Raw genomic sequence first — 23,107 nt, 5'->3', positions numbered from 1 at the left:
AGCAGCCCAAGAATTACAGTATGCAGACCTAGGGGACACGAGAAGAAAGAAAAGGTTAATCAGTATCGTGGAAAACTTGGCCAGCCAACTTAGTACAAGCGTACGACATTCCTCGGCAAATCTAGCCGCCGTCAGTGCCACATCTGATTTTGGGAATTCACCCTATTTTCAACCTTCAGCGGTGAGAATGATTGCTTCTCTTGGGGTTTTTTTAGGTAGAAAAGGCGACGGTGAACCTAGTGTTAAAACTATTTGGTTAGGACTGGGAAGGTAACATGATATCAGCCAGACTTGGAAACTATCTGATCAAATTATTTCCCCCATAGAACCCCCTTGAGCAATCTTGCACACTTTTCTCTTTTTGTCAAATTTTATGTTAAGAAAGATGCGACTAATGGATAGGAGGGCCACGAATAAAGAAAAATGGTATTAATAGGGAGCTAACTGCGAAATTAGCCTACAAAACCTGAAAAAATCTCCCACAAACATGGCGAGGACAAGCATGAATACAATTAGTAATTTTTTAGCTAGTGCTATTGTCGGCGGCTGGATTATGACCATGGCAGTTTTTGCTATTCAAAATATCCAACCAGTTTCTTTAAAGTTTCTACAATTTGAGTCAATTAAAGTACCTATCGGTGTTTTATTGGCTTTTTCTTTGGGAATTGGATTTTTTATGGCCGCATTTATCCCCGCTTTTTTGAGAAAGTCGAAAAAATCTCCTCGCAGTCGCTTTCCTCCCCCACAACCGGGGTTAGACGAGTTTGATTTTTAGATAGGGTTTGCGGCAAAAAGTTTGTTGGTGGGGTTAGGAGTCAGTAGCCGGTCGTTTCAGGCTTTGTTGCCCTCTCTTTTCGTACCAACTTATATACTACAAGAAGGATAATGCAAGGTTTTTGAGGGTCCCAATCCGATTTTCGCAGCATGAACATCGGATTTTAACAGGTCAAAAGCCTTATTTTCAAAGGGTTTTACCATTATTCAGCAAGCCCTAGTTAGTAAAAGTATAGTCAAATATAGACAGACTGAATTCCATTTCAGAAATTCCCTTCACTTCAATCCCTAATAGGGTTTAAGATTAATTGGAACATCAAGACTCGAAACCCTTGCCAGATAAGGAACTTGTTTCAATCCCTAATAGGGTTTAAGATTAATTGGAACAATCAAAAGCTAAAGGAATAGTAGGCAAAAATTTGTTTCAATCCCTAATAGGGTTTAAGATTAATTGGAACGGAAGCGTTGAAGGCCGAAGGGTTAGGAGCAGTCACATTGTTTCAATCCCTAATAGGGTTTAAGATTAATTGGAACGAATCTGAATCCACTTTCTCCGGTGCTGCCCGTTGTTTCAATCCCTAATAGGGTTTAAGATTAATTGGAACCAGCCACGTCTAGGGTGCGTAATTCAGCTACTCGTGTTTCAATCCCTAATAGGGTTTAAGATTAATTGGAACATGGGAGCGATTCAGTTTATAAAAAATTGCTTATGTTTCAATCCCTAATAGGGTTTAAGATTAATTGGAACATAAATAAGAGTGCCAGGGTAAAGGATTCTACCAGTTTCAATCCCTAATAGGGTTTAAGATTAATTGGAACCAGGAATGCCTAATTCTTTTCCCGCTAAGACTTTGTTTCAATCCCTAATAGGGTTTAAGATTAATTGGAACACTCAGGATATGGCTCACGATTATATCCGTGATGTTTCAATCCCTAATAGGGTTTAAGATTAATTGGAACGCAGCAATAAACCGAGAATTTGCTAGTGTCATCGTGTTTCAATCCCTAATAGGGTTTAAGATTAATTGGAACCTTTTTCTTCTAATTTCTGAAATACAGGGTAAAATGTTTCAATCCCTAATAGGGTTTAAGATTAATTGGAACCGGAAAAAACGATCAACAACTTTGCTGACTTAGGAAGTTTCAATCCCTAATAGGGTTTAAGATTAATTGGAACGAGAATCCCAAAATCATAGGAATTAAATCGGCTAAAGGGGTTTCAATCCCTAATAGGGTTTAAGATTAATTGGAACACTCATCACAATTACTATTACACAGTAAATCATGTTTCAATCCCTAATAGGGTTTAAGATTAATTGGAACCACTGTGGCAAGCCTGATTGGTGCTATATGTATGCAGCCGAAGTTTCAATCCCTAATAGGGTTTAAGATTAATTGGAACTTTTACTCGTTTGCGAGGTGTTCCATCACTATTGGTTTCAATCCCTAATAGGGTTTAAGATTAATTGGAACTCTTTTCTTCAAAGACTTTTTGAGCTTCTGCTTCTGTTAAGTTTCAATCCCTAATAGGGTTTAAGATTAATTGGAACCTTACCCAATAAGGCATCTAAGCGAAGTTCCAAAAGTTTCAATCCCTAATAGGGTTTAAGATTAATTGGAACTTTCCGTCTGGTAAGGGATAAGATAGCTCTCTTGTTTCAATCCCTAATAGGGTTTAAGATTAATTGGAACGAGTCTATCGGAGACGCGCCGATAGAGAATGCCGGTTTCAATCCCTAATAGGGTTTAAGATTAATTGGAACTAGAAGTCAATTCTCTTGCATTAGAATCAGGGTTGTTTCAATCCCTAATAGGGTTTAAGATTAATTGGAACATTCTGATGTTAACTCGCTTAGTTTTTCCATGCTTGTTTCAATCCCTAATAGGGTTTAAGATTAATTGGAACACGAGCTGGTTGCTTTGTAAAAGCTAGTGTTTGGGTTTCAATCCCTAATAGGGTTTAAGATTAATTGGAACACGCTTAAATCTTGGGTTCCTTTCTTAAGTGCCAAGTTTCAATCCCTAATAGGGTTTAAGATTAATTGGAACACAAAAAATCTTAATGAACTAATAAGCCAGATAGAAGTTTCAATCCCTAATAGGGTTTAAGATTAATTGGAACTTGGTTGATTAATTCCATTTCCTCATCAGTCGGATGTTTCAATCCCTAATAGGGTTTAAGATTAATTGGAACACCTTTAGTATTGATTTTATTTTTAGTTCCAAAATAGTTTCAATCCCTAATAGGGTTTAAGATTAATTGGAACGCTAGTGAAACTGGTTAAATTAATATTTGCTAATGGGTTTCAATCCCTAATAGGGTTTAAGATTAATTGGAACTTTTACGATCATCCGATAGTGATTGCGAAGGGTTGGTTTCAATCCCTAATAGGGTTTAAGATTAATTGGAACCGGAGCTAACCTATTATTATCTCTATTTGCCCCTAGTTTCAATCCCTAATAGGGTTTAAGATTAATTGGAACCGCGATTAATCCATCATTTGCTTCCTACTTAGGAAGTTTCAATCCCTAATAGGGTTTAAGATTAATTGGAACGTATAAATATTCACGCCAAACCAGAGGACGGCGAAGTTTCAATCCCTAATAGGGTTTAAGATTAATTGGAACTCTAGAGAAGCTTTTGAAGAAGGGAATAGGAGAGGTTTCAATCCCTAATAGGGTTTAAGATTAATTGGAACTTTGGAGTTTTCAAACCTAAAATCTCGGCTCTCTGTTTCAATCCCTAATAGGGTTTAAGATTAATTGGAACCTTCTTGGTTTTTTAAGCCTAAGATTTCGGCTCTTTGTTTCAATCCCTAATAGGGTTTAAGATTAATTGGAACTTGGAACAAGACACACTAAAAGCCTTTGATGATAAATTCGTTTCAATCCCTAATAGGGTTTAAGATTAATTGGAACTTTACAAAGTACACCCAATAGTACTAACTTTAGGTTTCAATCCCTAATAGGGTTTAAGATTAATTGGAACTTTATACGAGGACAGATTAACTGGTTTAAATGAAGGTTTCAATCCCTAATAGGGTTTAAGATTAATTGGAACTGATAGTGTGAATTTTACTAATGTTTGGAGTTTTTGTTTCAATCCCTAATAGGGTTTAAGATTAATTGGAACCTGATTCCTATTCCTATACCCGGATAAGCATTTAGTGTTTCAATCCCTAATAGGGTTTAAGATTAATTGGAACCTTACATTTCTACTCTTTACAAAGAAGCTTGTGAAGTTTCAATCCCTAATAGGGTTTAAGATTAATTGGAACTATACATATAATATATTATATTATTCTGGGTATGTCGTTTCAATCCCTAATAGGGTTTAAGATTAATTGGAACTATTTCCCTCTTTGCAATTATTAACAACAGCATTGTTTCAATCCCTAATAGGGTTTAAGATTAATTGGAACGAATTCACTGGATCGATGTCCATTACTATCGAAGTGTTTCAATCCCTAATAGGGTTTAAGATTAATTGGAACGTTTCTGGTGATTGATTTGGCTCCTCAATATATCGCGTTTCAATCCCTAATAGGGTTTAAGATTAATTGGAACGCTTTGTGCGATTGGCCTAGGCGGGGTGTGGAAAGGTTTCAATCCCTAATAGGGTTTAAGATTAATTGGAACGATAGCATCATCGATTCACTCCTAATGGGGTTAAGTTTCAATCCCTAATAGGGTTTAAGATTAATTGGAACATTTTAATAAAAATATCTTGATTATAGAATCCATGTTTCAATCCCTAATAGGGTTTAAGATTAATTGGAACGATAGATCGAGATTCTTTTAATCGAATGTACCAGCGTTTCAATCCCTAATAGGGTTTAAGATTAATTGGAACCTTCTCCCCAGACCCAGGCTTGTCCTTGCTGGTCGAGTTTCAATCCCTAATAGGGTTTAAGATTAATTGGAACCTTTGCAATCAGAAGCTATCAGAGCGATCATTTCGTTTCAATCCCTAATAGGGTTTAAGATTAATTGGAACACTACCTTCCCATCACGGCGCTTCTGCCGGCTCTTAGTTTCAATCCCTAATAGGGTTTAAGATTAATTGGAACCTTTGTGCTGCAAGGTGAACCAGACTGTTACAAGTCGTTTCAATCCCTAATAGGGTTTAAGATTAATTGGAACTCTAGCCTATCGATACAAATCGCGGCAGGCCTTGTTTCAATCCCTAATAGGGTTTAAGATTAATTGGAACGATACTCAGATCAAAAATCTAGAATACAATCTCCTGTTTCAATCCCTAATAGGGTTTAAGATTAATTGGAACCAGTCTCCCGAAAAATTTCCCTCTCAAGTTTCAACTGTTTCAATCCCTAATAGGGTTTAAGATTAATTGGAACATGGCTAAAATTGGGCTTAGTTTTGCCGATTTGCCCGTTTCAATCCCTAATAGGGTTTAAGATTAATTGGAACATTTCGTTCAATTCGTCCGTAGTCAACGCACCAAGGTTTCAATCCCTAATAGGGTTTAAGATTAATTGGAACAGTTGTGAGGAATGCAATTGTTTCTTCAAAATTACCTGCGTTTCAATCCCTAATAGGGTTTAAGATTAATTGGAACCTAGCCCGATTCCGATTAGCCTCCTTTAACTTTGATTGTTTCAATCCCTAATAGGGTTTAAGATTAATTGGAACGGTAGTTGTAAGCTGATAAGCCACTAAATCTACACCTGTTTCAATCCCTAATAGGGTTTAAGATTAATTGGAACAACTTTAATTTTCAAAGCGATCGCATTCCAGTTTTTTGGGTGTTTCAATCCCTAATAGGGTTTAAGATTAATTGGAACAGGACTTAAAGGAGATCCTGGGCAAAACGGAAAAGTTTCAATCCCTAATAGGGTTTAAGATTAATTGGAACCCGGAAAATTTTCGCATCCTAGCCCTAGCCAGTTTCAATCCCTAATAGGGTTTAAGATTAATTGGAACAAGTATAGATGATCTCTCCCGGCGATACTTTGGCACGTTTCAATCCCTAATAGGGTTTAAGATTAATTGGAACGATTTACTCCTAGTTACTTGATAATCGCTGGTAGCTGATGTTTCAATCCCTAATAGGGTTTAAGATTAATTGGAACTATTTTTAGAATTTCCGGCATTAATCGGAAAAACGTTTCAATCCCTAATAGGGTTTAAGATTAATTGGAACTTATAAATTCCTGATAGGGCAATGGCCGCACGCCCTTGTTTCAATCCCTAATAGGGTTTAAGATTAATTGGAACCGCCCAGTGGTAAAAGCTATACGCTATGGGGTTTTCAAGGTTCGTATGCGCCGCACCCGCAATAAATCTATTGTACAGCAAGTGACCCAGTTCTTCAAGACCCCGCAAAACCCTACGGGATAAGGTGCGCCCCGCGTTAGAAAGGAAAATCATCTCGAATCTATATTGCATAAGCTTTTCAGCCACCAGATAATAGTTAAGGATTTTTACAGCTACCCGGAAGCGCAACCGAGCTAAACAAAAAAAATCGTATTATCCCGGGGTAACTCACCACCGATACGTTCCACTTTACCCCGACAACAGGCGCAGAGAAAATAAAAGCGGATGCTATCGGTATCGGGTTTGATCAACTTACTCAAGCGCCCGCGCAGCTTAGCGTACTGGGTATCGGTTAGATCGCACTCAAAAACACTATACTGCACCCGTTGGCCGTAGGACTTTAACGTATTGTGAATTTTGGTTCGTCGCTTATCGTCGGAAATATCGTAACTGACAACAAAATACATGATCGCCTCTACCTACTTTAAAATCAAAGGTGGATACTTATCCGTCTCGTCCATGAGATATTTCGCCATTAGTCGGGCCTGAATCTCGAAAGCTTCTTGATAAGTACACTGTTTACCCATTACTGGATGCTTAAACTTCGATTGTTTCTTCTGTTCGTACAAGCGCAGGAAAATCTGTAAACCTTCTCTCGTCAAGGAAACCGCACCACTTAAGGGTTCGGTGGTGAAATGTTCGGGGGTAAGATAAGGGTGATTGACCCCATTGAGAACCACGGCATCAACGACGATCGCTCTAAATTCCTCCATCAGATCCAGTGCCAGCGAGGGGCGACCATAGCGTTGATAGTGAAGATAACCGAGATAGGGGTCAAAACCGACCAAATTGATCGCACTCTGCACGTCATGGCGCAATAACGCATAACCCAGACTCAAAAGAGAATTGACTGGATCTCGCGGGGGGCGACGGTTACGCGAGGTAAAGGTAAAAGTATCACCGAGAATTAAGGAATCAAAACAACTGAAATAGGCTGCGCTTCCGGCTCCTTCTAACCCCCGGAGAGAATCGATCGCCGAGGTTGTTGCGATCGAGCCGATCGCTGCTTCCAAACAAGCGATCGCCGTTTGTAAATCCAACTCCTTTCGATCGCGTTGACGACGGAGTAGAATGTTGCGGTAATTCTTCAGCTTGCCGCGGACGAATCCCCGAACTAAATGAATGGCTTTCGGGGAATCGCCGGCGGCCTGCCATTGCGCTCGACGAACGAAAATATTTTTGGTCATCTCCGGTTCCAATCTACCGAGATAGCGTCCGGTGGATGTGACGAAACTGAGCGGAATATGACGTTCCAACAATTCGATCACCAATGCGGGAGAAACTGAACCCCGTCCGAAAATCACCACTCCTTCCACGTTCAATAGAGGTACATCGAGGATCGTTTCTTTGGATGCTTTAACCGTTAAACGCTCGTCATTTTTGCCGAGAAATGCGTCTTCTCTTGTCACATATACCGTTCCCATATTTTTTAGTCTTCCTCTCGATATCGTTGGACTTTTTCGGTTAATCGGGGCAAGCAGCGATCGAACAAACTGCATCCCTTGCAGCGGGGTGAATAGATCGCCGGGGGCATTTTTCCCGTCTGGATCAGGGTTTCAACTGCTCGGATCGTAGCGATCGCCCGTTGCCGTAAAGCAAGATCGATCGCCACCGGTTGACGCTGGTGGGAACTGGCATAGTAGATATAGCCAGTATCTAGCCTTTTTCCAGTCATTTCTTCCAAACACAGAGCTTGAGCGCACACCTGCAACTCGTCGTTATCCCATTCGCCCTTACTGCCCCGTTTGTATTCCACGGGGATAAATTCACCGTCGTGGGACTCGATCAGATCGGCTTTACCGATGAGACGGTAATTATCTGATTTGAGCCAGATCGCCCGAATTTGCCATATTTCCTCGCGGTTTCCCGCCCCGACGGTGTGAACTCGTTGGTGTAAATTTGTTCCCTCGATCGTGTAGCTATTATCGAGAAATTCCCCAGCGACGAACATTCTCCAACAACGGTGGGGACAGTAGGCGTAATGGTTGAGAGCGGCGATCGGTATGTAATCAGATTCATCCATAACTATCTTTTCTCCTTAGCAATTCTGCGAGTCATCCCCATTCCCATGGTGGTTTTCCGTCCCACTCCCGCGTAGAGGGCAAAATCCGCCAGTACATTAATCGCTTTAATCTTTGCGGGTTCCACCTCTCCCAAAAGACGATAGTGAATCTCGCCCACACAACCGAACGACTGGTTTTTATAGGCTTCGTCGGCTAATTTCGTTTGAATATCGAAGAAACTGGGGAAAATCGACTCTAGGGCAATAGAATCGAAGGGGATACCGCTATAGCGATTCCAACGATTGAGAAGGCTATTAAACACCAGTTCCCGCGTCGGTAAGGCACTATCGAATTTTCCCTGCCGGAAGGTGACGGGGGTAGCGAAAAGGAAATCAAATTCCCGATTCGTTTCCGAGGCGTTTTCATACAGGTATTGATAAGTACAAGAGTTCGCCCAGGGTTGAACCGATTGTGGGGTGGCGAGGACGCTAGTGATAACGAGATCGGCGGAACCGAGATGCCAGGGTTGTTTTGGATTGAGATTCAACCAGAGCGAAGTTAATTTACCGAATAATCGGTCATCTAGCAGAGAAATCCGCCACCAGCAGGGAGTTGCGGGGGCGATCTCCCGTTCGTGTCGCCACTGCGGGGAATTTATCGTTTTTCCCCCGGATTGCATCTGTAGTGGCGATAAGGTAAAAGCTTTATCTGCCTCGGCTGCGTGTAGAATTTTCCCTAATTCCTGATCGACACTACTGACAAGGGTAAGGAATAGCGCGTGAAGGTGTCGTCCGGTGAGAAAATTCGGATAGATCGGCGATCGAGGGGTGAGATTGAGAACGAGACTGTAGGGCATTAAGTAGCTGGTTATAATTAAATTAAAAATGGACTTTAGCTTCGATCCCCCTGCCCCCCTTGATAAGGGGGGTGTCGATCCCCCCTTAATAAGGGGGGATCTGATGATTTTTAACGCCTGCCTACTTAACTTAATCGGGCCTTGGCAAAAATTTGTCTGGGGGTTAGGGTTAAATCGGGGAGGAGAATATCGCTAATTTCGTCATCGCCTTTTTTAATCGCCGGGGGTGCGTCGGGATAGAAAATTGTGATCTGCTTGGCCCGGGGATCGACGATCCAGACGCGACTGACTCCCGCTTTTAGGTAGTCCACGGCTTTTTCGCTCAGGCTGCTGAAGGATTGTTCAGGAGAAATAATTTCGATGACTAATTCCGGGGGAACGGGACAAGCTTCATCGGTGAGGGGAATATCTCCTAACCTTTCCGGGGAAATGTAGAGAAGATCGGGAACGGGACACCAATCTCGATCGTTTTTGCTGAGAATGATCGCCCATTCGATTCCCACTTCTCCCCGTCCTTGATTCCAGCGATCGAGTAGGAGAAATAAAGCACCAGTTAAACGAGAATGAAAGAATTTCGGTGACATTTTCTGGATAGCTTCTCCATCGACTAATTCATAGGTAATATCGCCCTCGGGAGCGGTTAACGAGAGAAATTCCGGTAAAGTGAGGGATTTAGAAGATATAAGAGTCATGGTCAATTTTCAACCGAAGCGATAGGACAATCGAGCGGGAATTTTCAGATCGGGGCGATCGCTTATTTGGTAATATTCCCCGCGCATTCGTACATTACGGATTAAACTAACGGGAGGCATATTGATCACGTCGTAGCCAATCACCGGATGGGTAAACATAACATCGAGAGGATTTAAAGGATAGGGATAGATAAATAGGGCTTGCTGAATAAATGTGAAATGTAGGCAAAGTAAGGGTTTTGGGGCTTTACGAGCGAAACAGGTGCAAGATTTTGAGAGAATCGTCGTTCAAAACCTTGCGTCTTCATCGGCCCGGGTCCTGTAGGGGCGAAGCATTCGGGCAATAACCTATCGGTGAAACCGGAGATTTTCTATCCGAATGCTTCGCCCGTACTTTTTCAGCAAGCCCTAAATAAATCCTCTTTTTGTAAGGAATAGCGCCTGAAGGTGTCGTCCGGTGAGAAAATTCGGATAGATCGGCGATCGAGGGGTGAGATTGAGAACGAGACTGTAGGGCATTAACTTAATCGGGCCTTGGCAAAAATTTGTCTGGGGGTTAGGGTTAAATCGGGGAGGAGAATATCGCTAATTTCGTCATCGCCTTTTTTAATCGCCGGGGGTGCATCGGGATAGAAAATTGTGATCTGCTTGGCCCGGGGATCGACGATCCAGACGCGACTGACTCCCGCTTTTAGGTAGTCCACGGCTTTTTCGCTCAGGCTGCTGAAGGATTGTTCCGGAGAAATAATTTCGATGACTAATTCCGGGGGAACGGGACAAGCTTCATCGGTGAGGGGAATATCTCCTAACCTTTCCGGGGAAATGTAGAGAAGATCGGGAACGGGGACACCAATCTCGATCGTTTTTGCTTAGAATAATTGCCCATTCGATTCCCACTTCTCCCCGTCCTTGATTCCAGCGATCGAGTATAGAAGATAAAGCCAGAGTTAAACGAGAATGAAAGAATTTCGGTGACATTTTTGGGATCGCTTCTCCATCGACTAATTCATAGGTAATATCGCCATCGGGAGCGGTTAGTGAGAAAAATTCCGGTAAAGTGAGGGATTTAGAAGATATAAGAGTCATGGTCAATTTTCAACCGAAGCGATAGGACAATCGAGCGGGAATTTTCAGATCGGGGCGATCGCTTATTTGGTAATATTCCCCGCGCATTCTTACATTACGGATTAAACTAACGGGAGGCATATTAATCACATCGTAGCCAATCACCTGATGGGTAAACATAACATCGAGAGGATTTAAAGGATAGGGATAAATAAATAAATCCTCTTTTTGTTTTGATAGGGAAAGTTCTGTCAGTTTTACCTCCGCTTTACTCATCCATTTTCCCAAACGAATCCATTTAGGAAGTTGTAGGGGGTGATGGGAAATAATAAAACATTCAAAAACACTTTCGGGAGCGATTTCTTTGGCTCTGCCAAAACTGGGAATATTTTTCTGGGTTTTTTCCATCTCCACATGATAGTTATTATTGGCATATTTCCAAGTATTGAGAACCGCCGTATGAGCGATCGCCCGTGCGGGAGTGACATAAATTTTCTCTTCGTTAAGAGGATTTAAATGTTCTTGGTACTGTGGAATCTGTTCGGAACAGAAGTAACGATAACTATCGCTATTTACCAATCCCAAAGCATAACAGAGCGCGTAATTATGAATTACGGGTTCGCTTTCGTAGAGTCTGCCGATTTCACGGGTTGCGTAATAAAGACTATCGTGCAGTTCTAATTGACAGGAATAAATATGTACCATAACTCTTTAAAAATTGCGAGGATCTAGGGTGAGAAATTACTCACCCGACGAAATTAGCTATTTTTTCTCGGCTTTCTTTTTCTCAATATATTGTTCAAAGTATTTTTTTGACTCCTTATTTGCTTGATCTAGAACCGATAAAATTCCTGCTTCCGTACCCGTGAGAGTTTTCACCTCAGTTAATAAAGGTTGAAAATTTTCCCCGATAAAATCGGTATGAACGATAAATTCTTCCGCCATTAATGCTTGTATTGCTTCGGTGGCTTTTTCCATAACTAAATCCTCATCTAAGGGATCGATCGAGTGTAATACTTCATCGGGAAGGCGATCATATATTGCCTGTGTCCAGCGCAAATTACTAACAATTTCCCCATCGGCAAAAATAACACCGATAAGCTCATTTCTTACCCGTCCCGTCCGGGTGGTTTGCGCGCCGTAGTGACGGGTACGCAGGATGTTATTAAAAACGTAGAGAAAACTTGCTTCTGTCGGATCTTTTAGGGTGACAATACTAGGGAAAAACACCTGCGGACGAATGTGATCTTGTTGGTTAATTCGGCTAGTCACTTCTCCTACTTTTGTGTTATTTTCTCCCTTCGATGCCATAGTACCATTCTCGTAGGGAGCGTTTAAAGTAAAACTTTCATGGGATTCATCAAAGGGTGTGATCGAAAAAGCCGTATCTACTACTACTTTCGATTTTTCTGAACCCGAATCACCGATGGCGAACCCGTAGATAATACAGTCGGGGTTATTCATTCCAAAAGAAACATTGTACTCGCACTCTTCCGCAGTTACAATGTTGTATTTACGGAGTAATTCTCGTCCGACTAAACGTTCTGGAGTTGACTGTTTTCGTTTAAACATCGATAAACGACTAATCGTTTTTTTGCTATCAATTCCCGCACGAACACGAGCTTTATTTAGCTCTCCATCTGTTTGAAATAAAGGATAAGATTCTGTGACTCGAATCGTCAAAAAGTGAACGTATTTTCCCATCGGTTTGTAGGGAATATCGCTATGAAAGAATTTAGAATCGAGGGTTTTCAGTAAAGACATGGTAGGTACTCCTTGAATTAATTATTGTTTTCAGAATCTTCATCCACAGGTTGACCCTGGGCTTTTAACTCTTGATTTTCTCTGTCCTGTTCAAGACGGTAAAGAAATTCGCAGGTATCGCGAATAAGGTTTAATTGTCTGCCGGCTAGACGCGCTCGATCGCCCTTAAAAGAACCCTCGAACACATCGATCACAAAATAACGAGCAAAAGACAATATTTTCTGTCTTTCCTGTTCTCGATCGGATAGAATCCAGCGACCTTCTGCTGTAGAAGCATGAACCCGATTCATTAAGCTGGCCACTTCCGCCGCTACTACAGAAACTAGGGCTTCTCCCTGATACATTCCTCCTTTGAGAATCGTATCGGCGGCCACATCGATCGGTTTTAAAACTGCGTTTGCTTTCGGATTATATCGTTTATTAGCTCGATAGAATTGACGATACAATTCGGTTAAGTTTTTCGGGTGATTTAAGGGCGATTCTGTTGTCATATCGATAGTTAAATTGGTTCGGTTGACTTGTACATAGGGATCGAAACAAGGATAAAAATCGTAGAGATACAGAGCGATTCGATTAGCGCTCGGTATATCGGCATCTTTGCCCCGTTTCCACTGTTTAAGGTAATGAAAAACATAGAGAGGACTGGTTTCTAAATTGATAGCGAGTTCCGTTAATTTTCCCCAATTGGGGTCATAACCCGTCTTACCCTGCTTCGAGTTTACGTCTAAATGAATAGAATAGGCTGCGGTTAGGGTATTTAAGGGGGCGGAATATTTTTTTCCGTCATTATCTTGCCATGGGTTCAAGACTCGATCGAGACGGAATCGATCGCGTCGAGTTAAGGACCGGATCGCTTGGGGCGCACTGTCGAGAAATACCGTCTCTTCAAATTCCGCACCGTCGCGATAGGGAGGGATAGGAGACTCAGAAACCACCGTTTTGACATCTAGAATCATCGGGAAAGCTAATCCTAACCATGCCGGCATAACCCAGGATTCCGTATCGGTGGGATCGCGGCCCGGAGGTAGGGCCATAAAATAAAAGGTTAGGGGTTTATCTTCGGGATAGGATAGTTTAAAAGTGCGGTCTTTTTTGCCATCTTCCTCCTCGTTAATTGTTTCCTTTTTCTGCCTTAATTTTTCATTGATCAGGAAACTATCGACACTCTGATAACGGGTTCGATCGAAGTTAGCGACCAGATTCTTATCAACAAAGTGCAACTTTATCGAGCTATCAAAACGAGTTTGAGCGATGTTAGCGTAGGCTTTTTGTAAAAAACTATTGGTTTCGGGAGTAAAATAATAGGTCGGGTAAAAGTACAGATAGCGATATTTGCCCTCCTCGAAACGTTTTCCTACCGCTTGGGTTTGATTCATAAGAATCTGACGCAACATCATTTCCGTTCCCGCGATACTGGAAATATTTCGTTTGGCGTTCGAGCCTGCCAGCATTTGTTTATTAGTATAGACTTGGGGAGTGAAAAGAACCGCCGATTCCATCTGTTCGCTGACACTATAGGGAGAATGGGAGATCGAACAGAGAAGTTGACGGCCGCGACCTTGTTTTTTAGCGGCGTTGTAGTGGTTTAATTCTTTCTGGAAGATTTCGATCGAGTGTGCCAATTCCCGACCGGGTAACTGCACCACTTGATTAACCCACTCTCGCAAATCCTCCCAACCATCGGGTAAGTTATATCCCGCAACTATGGCGGCGATTTTTGCGGCGAGAAAAGCGATTAAATCTTCTGCAACCGGTCTAATATCCTCGATTCCGGGATGCTGTTTCAGGTATCGCGCCGCTAGATAATACCATTCGTAGGGAACCCCTCCCGTATTGCCTTTCAGTTTGAGTTTTTTTAAAGATTCATTAATACACTTGATCGCTCGGATTTGTGGCAGATAATTTTCTAGATTCCAATAATGCGCGATCTCGCTAATTAAATCTAAATCCGGCGGTGCGGGTAAGTTTTTCTGCAATTTTCGCGCCTGTTCGATTTTTTCCAGGCGATCGCCCCAGATTTTCCGCGTCACCACGTCCCCGAATTCCGCTAGGCGATCAATCCGGATATCATCTTCACAATGAAAATCGTAATCCGTCGGTAAAACGCCCTGTTGTTGAAATTTAATCAGGTTTTCGCCGCGACTTCGGGCCACGGACGCTTTATTATCACCGAGGATGCGAAGGGTGGCGTTGAGGGCAGCGCGCATTAACCCGGCATCGTCGAAAAATTGGCTGTAGTAATCTGCGTATTTCATCCCCTTGCCATCTCTACCGAATCCCGTTTGTTTACGCTGTAATTCGCCGCTACAGAGGGATTTAATCGTGTCCACCACTCGATTCGGTAAGGTTTCTAGGGACACTTCTGGCGCGTTTTTGGGGGCGATATAGACAACTCCCGTAGGCAAGTAAAGTAAAGGCTGATAGTCTAGTTCTTGATGTGCTTCCATCACCGCGTTATTAAGTACGTTCGTTAGTACCCCGCGGTTTTCGGCGATACTGTGGTAAGTGAATTTTAGTTCCCCATCGCTGAGGCTGTATAAAAGGTCTTGTAACGAGGCTTTTTCCGCGTCGTGGGGGTGTTTAATAATGGATGCGAGGCGATCGGCTAGACAGGCAAGATCGGTTAAACTTTCGAGAGCGCTATTGTTTAAGCGAGTATTTAACCCATCTTCCGAGGTATTTCGATCGGTATCATTCCGACGCTGGGCATTTTTAGCGATGTATATCAAATCATCAAGATATTCAGTCCATTTTTCTGGTTGATCGGAAAATAAAAAGCGATCTAATCCTAATTCGGGAACCAATACTTGAAAAATCTCTCGATGTTCCTCTCGTGATAGTTTGCGGATATCTCGATCGAAGTCCTCGTTAATCTCGATATATTTCGCCGGCATCCCGGGAAAAAGCGAGTAGCGGAATTTCTCGAAATCGTGGAGAATAAACCCAGCGATCGCCAACCTGCGCTCGCATTCCTTTACTACCCGTCGAACGGTAGTATTGAGTTTTTCTAGTCGTTTTTCGATGAGATTGGCGGGAAATAATCCATTAAGTAAATGAGTATTGAGAGATTGATCTCCTGCATTATCCCGTCGAACTTTGCTTTTTCCCTCTAATTCCCGACGGCGATCGATTTTCTCGAAGAAATTTCCTCCTTTTGCCGTGACACCGATCGCTAATCGGAGTAAATTGGGTAATACCATTTCGGCAAAATCTGCCATAACTCGATCGTCGGGGTTTTCCGCTCGAATCGCCTCCCGTAGGAGTTTTAGGGTTAGCAGTTGGCGAACAGTTTCGACTCGGCGATCGCTTACTGATTCAGTAATCCCCAAATCTTCGGAAACAAGAGATTCTAAATCAATATCCTCGAACTCAAAATCCAGATCTTCATCGTCAATTTCTGTAGTGTTATCGAATAGATTTAACTGTCCCGTTTCCTCTAATTTTTTTTGTTTTTTAGGCATCTTTCACCTCTAGAGAGTCTAAATAGTCGGTAATTTGTTTGAGATAAAGCGGAAATTGAGATAAAGCGATCGGAATCGCCTTAAAAACAAGTTCATTATCGATCGCCTCGTATTGATGCACTAAACGATTTCCCATTCCTGATGATTTCGCCCCCCCGTAATCGATTAAGATATTTGATCATCAAACGAATTCTAACGGTGACTATCTCCCTTTCCATCGTTTAAAACCCCCATTGTTTGAGCCAAAGATCGATACTGTCTTTTTGAATCTTTCGGAATTTAGCGGTATCGGCGTACTCTTTCCAAGCGCGTACACGAAATTTTAAAAAGTCTCCCGTATTTTTTCATAGATAAGTTTTCCATCTCGTGCGACTTGATACTTCATTAATGGAGAACAGCGATCGAGTTCAATTAGATCGATCAAATCACGGTTTATCTCAAACAATTCACTCAAGATAGAGAGAGAAGTTAAGTAATCATTACTGATTTCCTTAATATGTGTTTGTCTGTTTGCTTCATCGTATGAAATTGCCAAATCCCAATCGCTATCAGGTTTATGCTCTCTGCGCGCTCTAGAACCGAAGAGAATTAATAGTTTTAAATTCGGTATTTTTTCCACAGTCGTGGTTATTCTATTGATTGTATTGATAATTTTCAATTCTTTCGTATTTTTAACCATTTTCTGCCTCCAAGGAATCTAGATATTGAACGATCGAGCGTTGGTAGCGAGGATAATCTCGTAAAATATTAGCGATCGAGGAATGAACAATATCGGGATCAATTTTCTTGTATAAGTGTACGAGTAAGTTTCTTAATTTAATAGACTCGGCCAGTTGAACGGCTAGGTGTTCTTCTAAGATTCCCAGTTCTACGATTTGAAATAATGCGTCGCGAGCATTATTCGGAGACTCGATATCTAAACATTTTAAAATCTGGTAATTGATATCGATGCCAGTTTGAACGATAAGCTGAATTAACCTTTCTATGGCTAATTGACGTTCTCTTAATGTACGATAATCCTCTAAGGTGATCGAACCGTACTCGCTAAGTTCGGCGAGGTATTGATTCATGAGGTTTAATTCGTCTATCGCAATCAGAGGTTGAATAGCATTTACACTCCTTTTTCTCGTAGAGAAATCTCCAGATTATTCCGCAATTGACGGTATAACGCTTTCGATTCTTCAGGATTCATGAGAAATTTTTCTTTAAATCCCTCGAATAGTCCCGTTTCCCGTTCGTATAGAAGTTGACCATCCCGTGCGACATAATGAGCGAGGATCGGCGAACATTCTTTTAAATCAACCACATCAATTTTGTCCTCGGGAATCTCTAAAGCTTGTTCGAGCAGTGTATAAATTTTCAACAGACTCGAAATATCCTTTTGATCGCTTCTTTCCTCGTATAAAACAGCGAAATCCCAATCGCTATCAGGTCTATGCTCTCTACGCGCTCTAGAACCGAAGAGAATTAATAGTTTTAAATTCGGTAGTTTTTCGACAATAGCCGTAATTTTTTCTACTAGCCTATTCATATTTAGCCCCTATCAAAAAAAATGGCAAGAATCCGATGGATATATCGATCGATGTCCCTAGCGTCTGTCTATGTCTATTATCAAACGCGGAGGAAGCAAAGAGCAACTAAATCCCAGAAAAAGTGTCCGTACACTTTGACTCCCTCATCTCTTGTTTGATGGCTAATCTTCAGAAGGTGTGTAAAAAGAGAGTTGTTCTTCTAAAAACTGGTTGTGAGCCTTGTTATATCGATATTCGTGAGCTATAGGTTCAATTCCCTCGAATTTGTTTTCAAGTTCCTCAAGTCTATTTTTAATATCGATAAGCTCCTCTGATGTTTTGTCAGTCCCGCAACAATTTTTGATTATTTCTATAGCAAGGGCTTGTTTTTCTTGCTGCTGACCAATTACCAGTACAATTGTTTGCTTGCTTTCATTGTTTAATGCCTCCATGAGCGGATGATTCAGGGTGTACTCGAAAGGGTGATCGAGAAAGATGAGAGTAAGCTCTTGGGATTTAGGCAGGTTCATAGATTTTTAAGTGGTTTGGTTTATTGGTTTATTCTAGCTCAAAGGTAAAATAGGGATCATGATAAAGGTATAAACGGATGCATTCGGCTAACTAAAACATTCTCTTCTCCCCTCCATAACACTAAATTCTGTTTACAAGGCATAGGGGAGCGAGGATCGGGGAGAAATAATCCATAACTTGGGAGTTGACCACATATCTATGATATAACATGATATGGGTAGTTAGGACAGAATAAAAAACTGGAAAATTTAGAAAAACCCCTTTTAGGGATTGAAAAAGCCGTATGCAACCTTTTCAATGAACCCTTTTTTCCGTTTTTTTTCAAATAAAGGGCAAAATCCCTATTAGGGATCGATAATCTCTTTTTTACTTTCCCTTTCTTTTTCTCGTTCCTCCAATGTCACTCGTGCGTAGGCCTGCAATTCCTTAACTCGTTCGGGGGTCAAATCGGAAATCCATTCCCCGCGTTCGTAAGATTCAAGATAATCTCGTTCTTCCGGGTCGAGATTACTAATATCCGTTCGTTTTTTATATATTATGAGCGAGTCTATCGGTTCCTCGTGGGAACGAGCATTAGGATTATTCATGGTTATCGATCTCCCGATAAGTGTTGTTTAGTGACCTCAAGCACACTCAACAGATCCACACCTCACCTCCTTGACCTTTGAACCGATGAGCGAGAGTATCCAACAACAAAGCCGCTTGACCGATCGCTATAGAATAGGGTGACAGGGGAGAATGAAGACTACTCTCGTCACTAATCGGATAAATACCGAAGTGCATCGGCAGTTGTAAGCGTTGGCGAACTGCAGCGACGGGATAGGCAAGAACGAAGCTAACCAGAGCCAGATCCCGTAACTCCCGACTAATTCGATCGAGCCAAGGATTATCCGGTTGCCAAACACCGATTCCCGTCAAAACCTGTACTTTCCACGCGGAGGCAATCTCGCCTAAATCGCCGTCGTAGGTAAAGCGCCAGTTTAACCGTTCCTCTCGATATCCCTTTAAATTCAGAAACGCGAGACAATAATCGAAACGTCTGCGCGCGATCGGTGTTTTCGTGGCCTCGATCTGGCGCTTAAACTCGCCTTTTCTCCACACCTCCACCTCTAGATTACCGAGAATACTGGGTAAATCGTAGGTTTTAAAGCGATCGCATTCCTCCAGTTCCGTCGAATCGTATAACCCGCATAATAACGGACTCGACCCGCGAAAACTAGACGCATCCTCGAAAATCGGATTACCGCTTTTCCCCGATAACTCCTTCCATTCGTCGGCCCATCCTTTCACCCGACCGGCGACCCGTTTTAAACTGGTATCGAAAACCTCCTCGCATTCCTGTTGAAACTTCTGGCGACTTTCCCCGTATTGGGATTTGATCTTCGGACTACCTAAATTCCACCAGAGTTGAAATGATTGTACCGCTCCCCAACGTTGGTAATAACCCTCGAAATTATTGATATGACGGTAGTTACTCTTGATGGCCTCCTGTAGCTGAATTCGGTCATACCGTTCCCCGACTTGTAACGGTGCGTCTTTCTTCTCGAATAACCGTTCTAGGAAAAATTTCGGAACCAGAGCGATCGCTGTGAAGTTAGTAAATTTTACCGCCGTTCCCTTTCGATCGTAGCCGCTGTGACGGCCTAAACGGCCGAAACGTTGAATAAAATTTCCCGCATCCGACGACTCGAAAATGAGGAAATTAATCTTGAAGTCCACCCCCACATCGATGGTACTCGTTCCGATCACCAGATCACGATTTAACGATGCCAACTTCTCCCGCGTTCCCGAAAGACCCGTATTTTCCCCCACTGTTAAACCGATAGTCGCCAATAATTCTCGGAAAATCGGCAGCAGACGTTTAACCGAAGCGATCGAATTGAGAATAATCGCGCCCTTGCTGCCGGGGTATCGCTTAAAATAGTCTAAAATTCGCTCTTTATTTTCTTTCAACCAATTTTCCGAAGTTTGAAAACTCGACGGTAAGGGAATAAAAGATAGCTCGATTTCCGAGGTTACTTGTCGCCATCCCTGTTGAGCGAGGGAATTGGCCTCTTCTGGGGTATCGGGAAACCGGTATTTTCCTTCTCTTACTGGGTCGATCGATCGATAGCGAAACCCCGCTTTATCCAATCGTTTTAGTAAACCCTCGTCGGGAGTTGCGGACAAAAACAGGTATCGTTTCCCACGATTGGCCCGTCGGATTAGAAGCATGGTATTGATAATACTGGCGACCTGTGGCGTGCCGAAAACGTGAAATTCATCGAATAGGAAGAGATCGAAATGTTTATCGATCCGGTTCCATAGCTGATCGGGGTTATCGTAGGGGGTTAAATAGGCCCCCCGATGCAGATAATGGAAAATATCGGGGTTAGTTAAGAGAATTTCCGACTGTTTCGATCGAGTCTCTAGAGCGATCGCTTTCGTTTTCCCATCCCGTTCGGCGTACAATTCCAACTCAGGCCCGGTTAAAAGATTGACCCGGGGTTGATCCGTTGGTTGAAATCGTTGAATATATGCCTCGATCTGACCCCGCTGATCCCGCGCTAGTTCGTTGGTTGGGTAGAGTCCCATAATCGGGAAATATCCTTGCAAAGTTCGCAGGTAGGCCGCTAGACTTTTCCCGTCCCCCGTCATGGCCGAATTGATGATTACCTCGACATTGGGATCGTTGAGTGCTTTCCACGTCTCCACCTGATGCCACGATAACCGCCATCCTTGCGGAACCTTGATCCCGTCTGGTATCTCGTCTGCGGGACAGGAATAGACTGGCCTGAGCGTTACTTGATAATTTACCATGAATTTCTGTCCGTAACTCCTTGCTATCTTCCATAATAACCACGATAATAGGGATGGACAAGTACCTTAACAGAAAAAGTGTCCGTATATTTATAAACTATGAGCCGGATAGGACAATCGATCACTTTATCGGTCAGTGAAAAAGAAAAACAGGCCCTAGAAATCCTTGCCAGTGAATTCGGGCTATTTTGGGGAGATAAACCGAATATATCGAAGTTAATCAAAGAAATTGCCCGTAATAAGCTTAAAATCGCTCTTAATCACGACTGGAAGCCCGAGCGCTTGCAGATGCTCCAACAGGCGATCGATTCTCTCATCGATGCTGGACAAATCCCCATCGCCCTAGAACTAACTAAACTACTATTAGAACGGAGCGAACTGTCGGGACCCTTACGGAAAGAGCTAGAAGGCCGCCTCGACAATCCTCCCCCACCATGGCGGTTAGAACTCGATCGCTGCATTCTCCGACAACAACCGTTTCAGTTATCCTATCAGGATGCCGGCGATCGAATCTGGGAATTCCATCTTTACCATGCCGCTATCAATCGTCACGAGGATCGCTTATATCTCGATTGTTGGTGCGAGGAAACCGAGGGAAATCAAGATATTTCCGAACTACAGCATAATTGGAGTTTAAGGATCGATCGAATCCCCAGCGATTCCTTAATTACCCCGATCCCTAGGGGCAAATGGCGCAATCAGCTTGATAGTGTGTCGGCCGAGTTTCAGCTATTCGATGGATTAGCTCGATCGTACCGGACTAAAACCGCTATCGATATCGCCAACGAATTGATCTCGAACGATCCCCTCGTCCGGCAGATTACCCGACAGGTAACGAGTAGCTTCTGGTTTTTCCGCGAAATTCTCCCCTACGGAGAAGATTGCTTGCTGATCTCCCCGGAAAAAGTCCGCAAGCGTTTCTATGACAAGTTGCAGCGGCTTTATCGGCGCTACGAGTCCTGAAAAGATTTTCGTCGCTGCTCAATCAAGGCTTGACATCCTCACCGCCGTAAACGGACGGTGATTCCCAAACCTCACGATTTAGGTTTCTGCTTCTTTCCCGAAGGATTTTTCGCACCTGCCTTAACAGATTTACTCTGTTCTGGTCTTATGGTCGCTCTACAGACTGACACCGCAAGCCCTGCGGCCAAAATATTTTTACTTGCGTTAATATCTCGGTCATGGTGAGTCCCACAGTCTGGACAGTCCCATTCTCGAACATTTAACGGCATTTTCTCAGCAATATGCCCACAATTACTACATCTTTTAGAGCTAGGAAACCATCTATCTATTTCGATGTAATTTCTCCCATACCAACGGCATTTGTAGGCTAATTGTCTAGTGATTTCACCCCAGCTTACATCAGATATTGCCTGAGATAATTTCGGGTTTTTGACCATATTCTTAACGGCTAAATTCTCAACCACAATCGTTTGGTTTTCACGAACTAATTGAGTGGTTAGCTTGTGTAAATGGTCTTTCCTGCTATCGGTGATTTGAGCGTGAATTTTGGCTACTTTGATTCTTGCTTTTTCCCGATTTTTTGACCCTTTCTGTTTTCTAGAAAGGCTTTTTTGGGCCTTTCGCAGTCTCCGATAATGGTTTTTAAAGTGCTTAGGATTAGATACTTTGTCACCATCGCTGGTAATCACAAGGCTACTAATTCCTAAGTCAATTCCGATGGCTTTATCGGTTGGGGGTAATGGCTTAATTGTTGGGTCATCAAATCTTATTGAGATATGCCAACGTCCTGAGGGATGTAATCTGACTGTTACTGTGCTTGGTTCACAGCTTTCTGGTATTTGTCTTGACCATCGAATCGCTAAGGGTTCCGTGCATTTGGCTAAATAGATTTGTTTGTCTTTAAATTTAAAGGCTGATTTGGTAAATTCGGCACTTCCTCCTTGATGTTTTTTCTTAAAGTTGGGATACTTAGTACGACCAGCAAAGAAATTAGTGAAAGCTGTTTGTAAATGTCTTAACCCTTGTTGTAAGGGTACACAGCTAACTTCGTTTAAAAACTCTAATTCTTCTTGTTTTTTCCAATCGGTTAGCATTGAAGAAGTTTCAGTATATCCTACTCTTTCTTGTCTTTCGTACCATGCTTGTGTTCTGAGATGGAGTGCCTTATTGTAAACCAATCTTACACAGCCCAAAGTGCGCCGCAATAGCGACTCTTGTTCGGGTGTTGGGTAAAATCGAAACGAATAGGCTTTTTCCATATCTCGCATTCTAGCATATATCGTGTAAATGCGCTAATATTTAACAGTAAAGCCGTCGTAGAACGACGGGGTTTCAGACCCAAATTTTCGAT

Annotated in this window: 18 protein-coding genes, 5 pseudogenes and 1 CRISPR repeat array; of the genes and pseudogenes, 4 read left to right on the top strand and 19 right to left on the bottom strand. The window is 42.5% G+C overall.

What is annotated here, in order from left to right:
* Position 1: 1 nt before the first annotated feature.
* The 3 genes and pseudogenes from VL20_RS29990 to VL20_RS22175 form a co-directional block, all read left to right on the top strand.
* A pseudogene (locus VL20_RS29990) lies at positions 2-184 on the top strand (transposase DNA-binding-containing protein); the annotation flags it as partial.
* A pseudogene (locus VL20_RS33895) lies at positions 179-337 on the top strand (IS4 family transposase); the annotation flags it as partial. The pseudogenes VL20_RS29990 and VL20_RS33895, both read left to right, overlap by 6 nt.
* 165 nt (positions 338-502) lie before the next feature.
* Entirely contained in the window at positions 503-775 is a 273-nt protein-coding gene (locus VL20_RS22175) for a lipopolysaccharide assembly protein LapA domain-containing protein (protein WP_002788612.1), read from the top strand.
* 277 nt (positions 776-1,052) lie between these two features.
* Positions 1,053-6,012: direct repeats of the CRISPR family, unit length 37 nt; unit sequence GTTTCAATCCCTAATAGGGTTTAAGATTAATTGGAAC.
* 233 nt (positions 6,013-6,245) lie between these two features.
* Here VL20_RS22175 and cas2 read toward each other — a convergent pair.
* The 18 genes and pseudogenes from cas2 to cas3 all read right to left on the bottom strand — a co-directional run bounded on the left by cas2 (position 6,246) and on the right by cas3 (position 20,793).
* Positions 6,246-6,518: a CRISPR-associated endonuclease Cas2 gene (gene cas2, locus VL20_RS22170; protein ID WP_002742874.1), complete on the bottom strand. Its 273-nt coding sequence runs from the start codon at positions 6,516-6,518 to the stop codon at positions 6,246-6,248.
* Positions 6,519-6,530: 12 nt separating this feature from the next.
* Positions 6,531-7,535: a type I-D CRISPR-associated endonuclease Cas1d gene (cas1d, locus tag VL20_RS22165; protein ID WP_052277826.1), complete on the bottom strand. Its 1,005-nt coding sequence runs from the start codon at positions 7,533-7,535 to the stop codon at positions 6,531-6,533.
* A gap of 5 nt (positions 7,536-7,540) precedes the next feature.
* Positions 7,541-8,134 (bottom strand): CRISPR-associated protein Cas4, encoded by a 594-nt coding sequence (gene cas4, locus VL20_RS22160; RefSeq protein ID WP_052277825.1) that lies wholly within the window; start codon positions 8,132-8,134, stop codon positions 7,541-7,543.
* Between the two features lie 2 nt (positions 8,135-8,136).
* Entirely contained in the window at positions 8,137-8,970 is an 834-nt protein-coding gene (gene cas6, locus VL20_RS22155) for a CRISPR-associated endoribonuclease Cas6 (RefSeq protein WP_052277824.1), read from the bottom strand.
* 125 nt (positions 8,971-9,095) lie between these two features.
* Positions 9,096-9,662 carry a Uma2 family endonuclease gene (locus tag VL20_RS22150; protein WP_052277823.1) on the bottom strand — a complete coding sequence of 189 codons (567 nt, stop codon included), beginning with the start codon at positions 9,660-9,662 and terminating at the stop codon, positions 9,096-9,098.
* A 9-nt stretch (positions 9,663-9,671) separates the two neighbouring features.
* Positions 9,672-9,863, bottom strand: a pseudogene (gene cas5d / locus VL20_RS29985) (type I-D CRISPR-associated protein Cas5/Csc1); the annotation flags it as partial.
* 225 nt (positions 9,864-10,088) lie between these two features.
* Positions 10,089-10,181 (bottom strand): annotated as a pseudogene (locus VL20_RS29980) (CRISPR-associated endoribonuclease Cas6); the annotation flags it as partial.
* Positions 10,181-10,748 (bottom strand): annotated as a pseudogene (locus tag VL20_RS22145) (Uma2 family endonuclease). The pseudogenes VL20_RS22145 and VL20_RS29980, both read right to left, overlap by 1 nt.
* 9 nt (positions 10,749-10,757) lie before the next feature.
* Positions 10,758-11,432: a type I-D CRISPR-associated protein Cas5/Csc1 gene (cas5d, locus tag VL20_RS22140; protein ID WP_052277822.1), complete on the bottom strand. Its 675-nt coding sequence runs from the start codon at positions 11,430-11,432 to the stop codon at positions 10,758-10,760.
* Between the two features lie 57 nt (positions 11,433-11,489).
* On the bottom strand, positions 11,490-12,491 hold the full coding sequence (cas7d, locus tag VL20_RS22135; RefSeq protein WP_052277821.1) for a type I-D CRISPR-associated protein Cas7/Csc2: 1,002 nt from the start codon (positions 12,489-12,491) through the stop codon (positions 11,490-11,492).
* 17 nt (positions 12,492-12,508) lie between these two features.
* Positions 12,509-15,952: a type I-D CRISPR-associated protein Cas10d/Csc3 gene (gene cas10d / locus VL20_RS22130; RefSeq protein WP_052277820.1), complete on the bottom strand. Its 3,444-nt coding sequence runs from the start codon at positions 15,950-15,952 to the stop codon at positions 12,509-12,511.
* Positions 15,945-16,088 carry a HepT-like ribonuclease domain-containing protein gene (locus VL20_RS33180; protein ID WP_002742887.1) on the bottom strand — a complete coding sequence of 48 codons (144 nt, stop codon included), beginning with the start codon at positions 16,086-16,088 and terminating at the stop codon, positions 15,945-15,947. Before VL20_RS33180 ends, cas10d begins: the two co-directional genes overlap by 8 nt.
* A 186-nt stretch (positions 16,089-16,274) precedes the next feature.
* Entirely contained in the window at positions 16,275-16,631 is a 357-nt protein-coding gene (gene mntA, locus VL20_RS22125) for a type VII toxin-antitoxin system MntA family adenylyltransferase antitoxin (RefSeq protein ID WP_284525888.1), read from the bottom strand.
* On the bottom strand, positions 16,624-17,022 hold the full coding sequence (hepT, locus tag VL20_RS22120) for a type VII toxin-antitoxin system HepT family RNase toxin (RefSeq protein WP_002791882.1): 399 nt from the start codon (positions 17,020-17,022) through the stop codon (positions 16,624-16,626). The genes mntA (VL20_RS22125) and hepT overlap by 8 nt, the downstream gene beginning before the upstream one ends.
* Positions 17,023-17,063: 41 nt before the next feature.
* A complete protein-coding gene (gene mntA / locus VL20_RS22115; RefSeq protein ID WP_002742890.1) occupies positions 17,064-17,483 on the bottom strand; it encodes a type VII toxin-antitoxin system MntA family adenylyltransferase antitoxin in 420 nt (139 codons plus the stop codon).
* A 162-nt stretch (positions 17,484-17,645) separates the two neighbouring features.
* Entirely contained in the window at positions 17,646-17,993 is a 348-nt protein-coding gene (locus VL20_RS22110) for a hypothetical protein (RefSeq protein ID WP_002742891.1), read from the bottom strand.
* A gap of 345 nt (positions 17,994-18,338) precedes the next feature.
* A complete protein-coding gene (locus tag VL20_RS22105; protein ID WP_052277819.1) occupies positions 18,339-18,581 on the bottom strand; it encodes a hypothetical protein in 243 nt (80 codons plus the stop codon).
* A 46-nt stretch (positions 18,582-18,627) separates the two neighbouring features.
* Complete coding sequence (gene cas3 / locus VL20_RS22100; protein WP_052277818.1) at positions 18,628-20,793, bottom strand: type I-D CRISPR-associated helicase Cas3'; 2,166 nt, start codon at positions 20,791-20,793, stop codon at positions 18,628-18,630.
* 99 nt (positions 20,794-20,892) lie between these two features.
* Between cas3 and VL20_RS22095 the strand changes: the two genes are divergently transcribed.
* Complete coding sequence (locus tag VL20_RS22095; protein WP_052277817.1) at positions 20,893-21,756, top strand: WYL domain-containing protein; 864 nt, start codon at positions 20,893-20,895, stop codon at positions 21,754-21,756.
* Positions 21,757-21,827: 71 nt separating this feature from the next.
* Here VL20_RS22095 and VL20_RS22090 read toward each other — a convergent pair whose 3' ends face one another.
* Positions 21,828-23,015: an RNA-guided endonuclease InsQ/TnpB family protein gene (locus tag VL20_RS22090; RefSeq protein ID WP_052277816.1), complete on the bottom strand. Its 1,188-nt coding sequence runs from the start codon at positions 23,013-23,015 to the stop codon at positions 21,828-21,830.
* Positions 23,016-23,107 lie beyond the last annotated feature (92 nt).

This window comes from Microcystis panniformis FACHB-1757, from assembly GCF_001264245.1.
In the GTDB taxonomy this organism is placed as follows: Bacteria; Cyanobacteriota; Cyanobacteriia; order Cyanobacteriales; family Microcystaceae; genus Microcystis; species Microcystis panniformis.
This window is presented reverse-complemented; position numbering and strand designations above follow the sequence as displayed.